The organism is Pelodictyon luteolum, from assembly GCF_001622165.1.
Classification (GTDB): domain Bacteria; phylum Bacteroidota; class Chlorobiia; order Chlorobiales; family Chlorobiaceae; genus Chlorobium; species Chlorobium luteolum_B.
Window position 1 is genome coordinate 100,789 of the sequence record NZ_LVWG01000034.1, and the last position, 8,849, is coordinate 109,637.

8 protein-coding genes are annotated in these 8,849 nt (G+C 58.6%); all 8 read left to right on the forward strand.

The genetic code is table 11. The annotated features are described in order from the left end of the window. Positions 1–3: 3 nt before the first annotated feature. The 8 genes from A3K90_RS08735 to A3K90_RS08770 are packed head-to-tail and all read left to right on the forward strand — an operon-like array spanning position 4 to position 8,793. Entirely contained in the window at positions 4–588 is a 585-nt protein-coding gene (locus tag A3K90_RS08735) for an HAD-IIIA family hydrolase (RefSeq protein ID WP_303682221.1), read from the forward strand. A gap of 40 nt (positions 589–628) precedes the next feature. Next, positions 629–1,744: a radical SAM family heme chaperone HemW gene (gene hemW, locus A3K90_RS08740; RefSeq protein ID WP_303682223.1), complete on the forward strand. Its 1,116-nt coding sequence runs from the start codon at positions 629–631 to the stop codon at positions 1,742–1,744. 21 nt (positions 1,745–1,765) lie between these two features. After that, on the forward strand, positions 1,766–4,411 hold the full coding sequence (locus A3K90_RS08745) for a DUF2723 domain-containing protein (RefSeq protein ID WP_303682225.1): 2,646 nt from the start codon (positions 1,766–1,768) through the stop codon (positions 4,409–4,411). A 6-nt stretch (positions 4,412–4,417) separates the two neighbouring features. Further along, positions 4,418–5,215 carry an acyl-ACP--UDP-N-acetylglucosamine O-acyltransferase gene (gene lpxA, locus A3K90_RS08750; protein ID WP_303682226.1) on the forward strand — a complete coding sequence of 266 codons (798 nt, stop codon included), beginning with the start codon at positions 4,418–4,420 and terminating at the stop codon, positions 5,213–5,215. An 18-nt stretch (positions 5,216–5,233) separates the two neighbouring features. After that, positions 5,234–6,223, forward strand: a complete 990-nt coding sequence (locus A3K90_RS08755; protein ID WP_303682227.1) for an ROK family protein — start codon at positions 5,234–5,236, stop codon at positions 6,221–6,223. Next, the gene (locus tag A3K90_RS08760; protein WP_303682228.1) at positions 6,220–6,930 is read left to right on the forward strand and encodes a ComF family protein; all 711 of its coding nucleotides are present in this window, start codon (positions 6,220–6,222) and stop codon (positions 6,928–6,930) included. Before A3K90_RS08755 ends, A3K90_RS08760 begins: the two co-directional genes overlap by 4 nt. Positions 6,931–6,941: 11 nt before the next feature. Then, on the forward strand, positions 6,942–7,685 hold the full coding sequence (locus A3K90_RS08765) for a 16S rRNA (uracil(1498)-N(3))-methyltransferase (RefSeq protein WP_303682229.1): 744 nt from the start codon (positions 6,942–6,944) through the stop codon (positions 7,683–7,685). A 37-nt stretch (positions 7,686–7,722) separates the two neighbouring features. Beyond that, on the forward strand, positions 7,723–8,793 hold the full coding sequence (locus A3K90_RS08770) for an AI-2E family transporter (protein ID WP_303682230.1): 1,071 nt from the start codon (positions 7,723–7,725) through the stop codon (positions 8,791–8,793). The last annotated feature ends 56 nt before the right edge of the window (positions 8,794–8,849 follow it).

Consider the following 8,849-nt stretch of genomic DNA (forward strand, 5'->3'; position numbering starts at 1 on the left):
ACCATGCCAGAAACAGTCAAAGTTTTGTTCCTCGACCGGGACGGCACCATCAATGAAGATACCGGCTCCTACGTGGCAACACGGCCTCAGCTTAAACTGATAGCACGGGCTGCCGAAGCAGTGGCTTTAGCAAGAGCTGCCGGGTTCCGCATCGTCATCATCTCCAATCAGGCGGGTATTGCCCGGGGTATCGCTACCGTCGAGCAGGTGGAGGACGTCAATACGTATCTCAACGAACTGCTGGCCGAAGCCGGCGGATCCTTCGACCGCTGCTACTACTGCCCGTCGCATCCGCAGCATCCCCATCCGGAATATGACCGGTTCGCCGGCTGCCGCAAGCCTGAGACCGGCATGGTCGAGCGTGCGATCGCTGATTTCAAGGCCGAAGGCTTAACTGTCGACCGCGATGCCTCGTTTTTCATCGGCGACAAGCTGATTGACGTCGAGTGCGGACTGCGTGCATCGCTCCACCCCATACTGGTTCGTACCGGCCATAACGAGGAGGAGATATGTCGCCGTCTGGGCGTCGTACCTGAGTTCGTGGCCGACGACCTTTACGAGGCCGTTACCGCACACATCCTCCGCTGAACCGCTCCGCCGCACTGCCGGCGGATTTCCTCCGACCGCCATGCTGAGCCTGTATGTGCACATCCCTTTCTGCAGGAAACGGTGCCCGTACTGCGACTTCTACCTCGTTTCGGGAACCGGCCTCCTCGAGGCATTTTTTCTGGCGCTCGAAAAAGAGACTGCGGCGAAGGCCGACCATTTCAAGGGCCAGAGCATCGGTGCTATCCATTTCGGGGGAGGTACCCCTTCGCTTGCGCCGGCGCGTTTTCTCGGCCGGTGGCTCGAGCAGGTTTCCAGCCTTGCTTCGTTTGAGGATGGCATCGAAATCGCCCTTGAGGCCAATCCTGAGGACGCGGCTGCTCTTCGGGAACTCCGTCAGGCCGGCATTACACGGCTAAGCCTCGGTGTTCAGTCTTTCTTCGCACCAAAGCTCCGGGCCCTCGGCCGTGAGCATTCGCCCTTAGATGGTGCTGATGCCGTCAGGGCGGCCGCTGGGCTGTTCGAGTCCCTTAGCGTGGACTTGATCTGCGGCGTACCGGGCGAAGATCTTCCTGCATGGCAAAGCGATCTTGATACTGCCATCTCGCTGGCTCCTCATCACATTTCCGTCTACATGCTCTCGGTTGAGCCGAAAACCATCCTGCACCGGGACGTTCAGTCCGGCAGGGTATCGGTGCCGGGGGACGCGCTGCAGGCCGACTGCTACCGCTACGCTCAGGAGGTGCTGCCCGCTGCGGGGTTTGCCCAGTACGAGATATCCAACTTCGCACTTCCAGCCCACCAGTCACGCTACAACCTCGCGAGCTGGGAGCGAGAGCCATATATCGGGTTCGGTCCCTCTGCCCACAGCTTCATGCGAAGCCCGTCGGGCGAGGTCCGCATGGCAAACACTCCGAGCCTTTCTGACTACCTGCTTCGTCCGGAGTCGGCCGAAGGGTTCTGCGAGGTGCTCGGGGAGCGCGAGCGCTTTATAGAAGAGGTCTTTCTTACGCTCCGCATAAACCGTGGACTCGATGTTGGGTTTTTGCGAAAAGCGCATAAATTAGGGCATCGGCTTTCCGAGGCTGTGGCGCAGTTCAAGGCAAAAGGGTGGATGCGTGAAGAGGGGGGAAAGCTGTACCTGACAGATGAGGGGTTCCTTTTCGCCGATCTCATGGCCGAAGAGTTCATTCCGTGACCGTTAACCAGCAAGGCATCCATGACACACCGGGCAGTCAACCGCTCCATTGCCGCATTTCTTTTTGTACTGACGGGCACCGTCTACCTCCTGACCATGGCTCCGACCCTCTCATTCTGGGACTGCGGGGAGTTCATCGCCACCGCCCGGACCCTTGGTGTGCCGCACCCTCCCGGCGCGCCACTCTTTCTGCTCACCGGCCGCCTGTTTTCGATGCTTCCTTTTTTCGGTGACGTCGGGGCCCGTGTCAACCTTATCAGCGTGCTCTCTTCGGCCGCAACTATTTCGCTCACCTATCTCATCATAGTCCGTCTCATCATCCTCTACCGTGGCACTGCGCCAACAGGCTGGGACGGAGCGGAAAAAACAGCCGCATACGGCGGGGCAGTCATTGGCGCACTGGCGCTTGCCTTTTCTGACAGTTTCTGGTTCAACGCTGTCGAAACAGAAGTCTACGCCGCTTCTTCGCTCTTCACGGCCGTCGTGGTGTGGCTGATCCTCCGTTGGCATGAAGAATACCCACGGGAGGGACACGAACGATGGCTTCTCCTGGCGATGTACATGATCGGCCTCTCCATCGGCGTGCATTTGTTGAGCCTGCTCGCCCTGTTTGCCATCGCGCTGGCCTATTACTTCCGCCGTTTCGAGGTCACGCTTAAGTCGTTTGCCATACTGGCCCTTGCGTCCTCCGGGCTTTTTTTCCTTATCTACACCCTCATCATCAAGGGTATCCCCGTGCTGCTCCAGGTTGCATCGTGGGGTGGCCTGCTCGTTCTGCTCTCCGCTCTCGGCTGGGCCGCATGGCAGACCCAGAGGGCCCGGATGGCGATGGCCAACACGCTTGTGATGTCGGTGCTCCTCATCATCATCGGCTACACCTCTTACGGCCTGATCTACGTCAGGGCGCAGGCCGGCCCGCCGATCAACGAAAACAACCCTTCGACTCCCGATGCGTTTTTTTTATACCTGAATCGCGAACAGTACGGCCAGATGCCGCTCTGGCCGAGGCGGTGGTCGCCAGAACCTATCCACCAATATCACTACCGACAGTACGGCAGCGAGCTTGACTATTTTCTTTCCTACCAGCTTGACCGGATGTACCTCCGTTACCTTGGTTGGCAGTTCATCGGCCGTCAGGATCAGATGGAAGGCGCCGGGGTCGACTGGTCGGTCCTCTGGGGTCTGCCGTTTCTGCTCGGCCTCGGTGGCGCGTTCGCCCATTTTCGGCGGCAGTGGAAGATGGGTCTTGTTGTAACGGCGCTTTTCATCCTGACGGGGGCTGCACTGGTGGTTTATCTCAACCAGACGGAACCGCAGCCGCGTGAGCGGGACTACAGCTATGTCGGGAGCTTTTTTGCCTTTGCACTCTGGATCGGCATCGGCATTGAAAGCCTCTGGTACGGCATCGTTTCTCTTCTGAAGAAGCCCGGTGCATCTACGCGTATTCTGGCTGCCCTTGTGACGGTCGGCCTGGCGCTCATACTGGTTGATGCGCGCATGCTCATGGCCAATTACCATAGCCATGACCGTTCGGGCAATTATGTGCCATGGGACTGGGGGTGGAATATTCTCGAAAGCTGCCCTCCGAACGCCATCCTCTTCACCAACGGTGATAACGATACCTTTCCCCTCTGGTACCTCCAGGAGGTTGAAGGGATCCGCACTGACGTCCGGGTGGTTAACCTGAGTCTTGCCAATACGGGATGGTATCTCCTGCAGTTGAAAAACACCTCCCCGAGGGGAGCCGAACCGGTCTCTTTCGGACTTACGGACGAGGAACTCCGCAATATCACCTACGTCCCTATAGAGCCGATCGCGGTATCGATTCCTTCAAAAAATGCGGCCCAGGCTCTTAAGACTGATGCAGCCCGGCACCGATACGCGCTGCCCTCCGAGCCCCTCGACACCATGCAGTGGGAACTGAAGCCTGGGCTGGTCTACGCAGGACAGGGGTATCTCCGTCCCCAGGATCTTGCCGTGTACGATATTGTAACCCAGAACTTCGGGCGTCGTCCTGTCTGTTTCGCACTGACAGTCGATCCCGACGGCATGATAGGGCTAGAGCGGTTCCTTCGCCTCGACGGGCTCGTTTACCGGGTCGTGCCTCTCGAAAGCGCCGACCCGATGAGTTTCGCCGATCCTGCATTGCTTTACCGGAACTTGATGCAGACCTACCGGTACCGAAATCTCGGCGACCCTTCTGTCAATATCGAGGAAACCGCAAGACGGCTTTCGGCCAACTACTCACCGCTCTTCATCCGTCTGGCTATAGAATTGGCGGGTTCAGAGGGTGCTGCGCTCCCGGTCAGGGATTCATCGGGCCGAGAGACTTTTGTCGAGCGGCCGGCGCTTGCGCTGCGGGTTCTCGACCGGGTGGCCTCCATGCTGCCTCCTGAACGTTATCCGCTCAATCCTGAACTGGCTGGTTCCGTCGTATCCCTGTATGTCCGGCTTGGTGAAAAAGATCGGGCTTCGGCGTATATTTCGTATCTTGAAAAACTGGGCAGCCTGTCATCGCCCGGTTCCGACCCTCGCTTGTTTTTTACGCTTGCCCAGGCCTATCGGGTTCTTGGCAGGATCGACGAGGCGAACCGGGTTATCGACACCCTTTCGCATGTCTTGAACCGGCCCGGGCTCTCTAAAGAGTTTGAACAAATGAAGGAATAATCCCCAATGCAGAGCAGCATCCATCCCACAGCGGTCATCAGTCCGACTGCAGTTCTCGGTGAAGGCGTCAAAGTTGGACCTTACACGGTCATTGAAGACGATGTCACAATCGGCGCCGGCACAACCATTGCCCCCCATGTCCAGATTGCTTCCGGAGCACGCATCGGCGCCGGCTGCAGAATTCATGCCGGAGCGGTGCTTGCAACCGAGCCACAGGATCTTAAGTTTAGTGGCGAAAAAACAGAACTCTTCATCGGTGATCGAACGGTCATCAGGGAGTGTGTTACCATCAACCGCGGCACCATGGCCAGCGGCAAAACCGTGGTCGGTTCCGACAACCTGATCATGTCTTATGTGCACTTCGGCCACGATTGTGTGATCGGCAACCATGTGGTGATCGCCAATTCGGTGCAGTTCGGCGGGCATTGCGAAGTGGGCGACTACGCCGTCGTCGGCGGTCTTGCCGGCATCCACCAGTTTGTTCGCATCGGGCGTTACGCGATGGTCGGCGGGATTTCGCGCGCTGCCCTTGACGTGCCGCCCTTCGTCATGGCAGGCGGCCACGCCGCCTTCCGCTATGAAGGGCTGAATGCTATCGGGCTGAAACGCAGGGGGTTCACGCCGGAAAAAATAACCCGAATCAGGGATGTCTACCGGGTGCTTTTTCAGTCCGGGCTTCTTCTCTCGAACGGCCTTGAAAAGGTGCGTCAGGAGTTTCCAGAAGAGCCTGAAGTCATGGAAATCCTGGATTTCTTCAGTTCCGGCAGCCATGGCAGGAAGTTCATCAGGCCTTTCAACAGTTAACAGCAGGAACCGCGGCATATGTCCCAATGGGCCATCGGCATAGATTTAGGGGGCACAGCCGTCAAGGCCGCCGTTGTGGGCCGGACTGCCGGCATCATTACTGAAACCACAGTACCCACAGAAGCCCTGCGGGGACCCAACGGGGTGCTTGACCTGGTTGCCGCAACGGCGTCAGACCTCTACAGGAGCGCCTCGGTTACGCTCGATCCTGGCGAATTCAGAGGCATCGGACTCGGTGCTCCGGGTGCGGTGGACCGCCTCCGGGGCACCCTCAGCCATCCGCCCAACCTGCCCGGATGGGAGGTTGTCGAGCTGAGGCGCGAGTTGCAGAAGCGACTCAATGGCGGTTCCGGCATCGACTGCGAGGTGTTCCTCGACAATGATGCAAACGCTGCCGCTTACGGCGAGGCTGTCTACGGTGCAGGACGTGCGTTTCCGGACTTTCTTATGGTGACGCTCGGAACTGGTGTCGGTGGCGGCATCGTTCTCAACCATGAGCTCTACCGGGGTCCGAACGGAACGGCGGGGGAGGTCGGCTTCATGATTGTCGATTACAACGGTTCCTCCCTCCATGCCGGCATTCGCGGTACCCTTGAAGGACTCATCGGCAAGGATCGTCTGGTGGAGATGGCTCGGCGGATGATCGCCGAGCACCATTCCCCCTCTTCAGTCGGAGCTCTTTGCGGCAATGACTGGGCCTCGCTTTCTCCGCGGCATCTTGAAGCTGCGGCGCTTGAAGGGGACCTTGCAGCGCAGGAAGTATGGACCCGGGTCGGTTCCATTCTCGGTACAGGGCTCGCAAGCGTTACGGCGCTCATGGATATCAGGAAATTTGTTGTCGGCGGTGGTATTTCAGCCGCTGGCGATCTCCTGCTGAAACCCGCTCTTGCCGTACTGCAGCAATCTACCCTGCCTTCCATGCACGATGGGCTTTCAGTCGTCAGAGCAGATCTCGGCAACCGGGCCGGCATGCATGGAGCGGCTGCTCTCTGCTTCAGCGCTGAATGATGGGCGGCGGCTTCGGCGGCGAACTGTTCCATATGCTTTTTCCCGATGTCTGCGTGGTATGTTCGTCTTTGCTTGTTGAGGGTGAGGCGCTATGCTGCAACACCTGCCGAAGGGAGTTCTCCCCCTTTGCTTCCCCTCTGGAGAGCGAATCGATGCTCAGAGCCTCTATTTCGGGGCGGTTCGGCTCCGGGTTTGTGTTCCGCCAGGGATGGTGCCGCTATCTGTTTCACAAGGGGAGCCCGCTTCAGGAAGCACTGCATGCGATGAAGTACGGGGGCGTGCATGCTCTCGGTGGCGTGTTCGGCCGTGAACTCGGGGAGTGGATGCTCATCGGCAGCGGCGGAGAGGTGATGGTTGACTGCATCGTGCCGGTTCCCCTGCACCGGATGAAGAAAACGGAACGGACATACAATCAGGCTGAAAAAATCGCTGAAGGCATCGGCGCCGTTATGGCAACGCCCGTCATGGGAACGTTACTTGTCCGTACACGCCAAACGGCATCCCAGACCGGTCTGGCCGCCGTTGACCGGCGAAAAAACCTAGCCGGTGCGTTCCGGGCCTCGGGGGTTCCCGGCGGCGCACGTGTGCTGCTCGTCGATGACGTGGTGACAACCGGCGCTACCATGGCCGCAGCAGCCGAAGCCCTCATCGAGGGGGGCGCCGGATCGGTATCCCTTGCAGCTGTCGCCCTTGCGGCAAAAGAGTGAAAGAGATCGTTATGGAGTTATTTTACGTTCCAGAAGGCAGCGTCGCTGCATCGGCCCGCTCGCTTATGATCGAGGGTGACGAGTTCCACCACCTCAGCCGTGTGCTTCGAAAAAAAGAGGGTGAGCGCATCAAGGTGACCGACGGCAGCGGACTCTCTGTTGACATCGCCATCACCTCCATCGGGAAGCGTTCGCTTGAAGGAGAGATACTTGCTCGTTCGGTTGTCGAGCGTCCTGCTACAGGGGTGACGGTGGCCATTTCCCTTCTCAAGGCACCTGCCCGGTTTGACTTTTTCCTGGAAAAGGCCACCGAGCTCGGCGTTTCCGGCGTCATTCCGATGATGACCCAGCGCACAGTCAGTCAGCCTTCGCGGGAGCGGTTTGCCGGAAGGATGGACCGGTGGCGGAACATCCTGCTCTCCGCCGCTCGCCAGTCGGGGCGGTTCCATCTTCCCAAGCTCCATGAGCCCCTCTCGTTCAGGGAGGCTCTCGGGCTCAAAGGATACGACCTCCGACTGATTCCCTATGAGGGCTCAGGGGTTGTTCCAGAGCTGGACTTTCCGGGGAAAAAGGTACTTTTCCTGATAGGTGGAGAGGGTGGCTTCACGCCTGGCGAAGTTGAAGCCGCAAAAGAGGCAGGGTTCGGGGAGATGTCTTTCGGCCGCACAATACTCCGGGCGGAAAGTGCAGGGATTTTCGCCGTGGCGCTTGTCCGCGCGCGACTGCTTGGCGGACCACCGAACGAATGGCTCTAACATGGGGCGGCAACCGTCCCCAACAGAACGATCGACCATGAACAGCATCAAAGCCAACCGGATCATCCTGCTCCTTATCGTTCTCTTTATTTCGGCGCTCTTTTTCGCCATGATCCGCTATTTTCTGATGGCCATATTCCTCGCTGCCATTTTTTCAGCACTCTCGATGCCCGTGCACAACCGCTTCCTGCAGTGGACAGGCGGGCGCAAAGGGCTGAGTGCGGGGTTGAGCATGCTCGCTCTTGTTCTCATCGGTTTTCTTCCCCTTGCCCTTTTGCTCGGCGTGGTCGCACTGCAGGCAGTACATATCAGCAGCCAGGCAGTTCCATGGCTGAATCAGATCCTTGAACCCGCATTCCTCGCCGATCAGCTCAGCACCCTGCCCTACTACCCGGAACTCGTGGCGTACAGGGAGGATATTCTGCAGCGGGTTGGCGAGATCGTCTCGAATACTGGATCAATGCTTTTCAAGACGCTCTTTACGTTCACGTATTCGGCCGTCAACGATCTATTCCTCTTCACGATCTTTCTCTATACGATGTTCTTTTTCCTGCGTGACGGCAAACCGCTTCTGGAAAGGGTTCTGTATTACCTGCCCATGTCCGATGCAGATCAGCAGCGCCTGCTCGACAAGTTTCTGTCGGTGACCCGTGCAACCATCAAGGGGACGATGATCGTCGGTGTCGTGCAGGGCGGGCTTGCCGGCCTTGCTCTGCATATAGGCGGCATAGAAAGTGCGCTCTTCTGGGGGACCCTCATGACCGTTCTCTCTGTCGTGCCGGTGCTCGGTCCGCCCATTATATGGGTGCCGGCCGTCATCTCTCTTGCCGCCTCGGGGCGGGTCCCGCAGGCCATCGGGGTGGCACTCTTCTGCGCCATTGTCGTCGGCCAGATCGACAACATCCTCCGCCCGATTCTCGTTGGCCGCGATACCCGTCTGCATGAACTCTTCATCTTTTTCGGAACGCTCGGCGGCATCGGACTCTTTGGTCTGTTCGGCTTCATAATCGGACCCATCATTGCAGCGCTCTTCATGACGGTGTGGGAGATGTACGGGGAGGCATTCAGCGATTCGCTTCGCGACATCAAGAACCGCAGCGCGGTATAGGTAGCCAGCGGAGTGCACCCGGTGAAAACAAGAAAGGCCGTCTCAGATCAGTATGC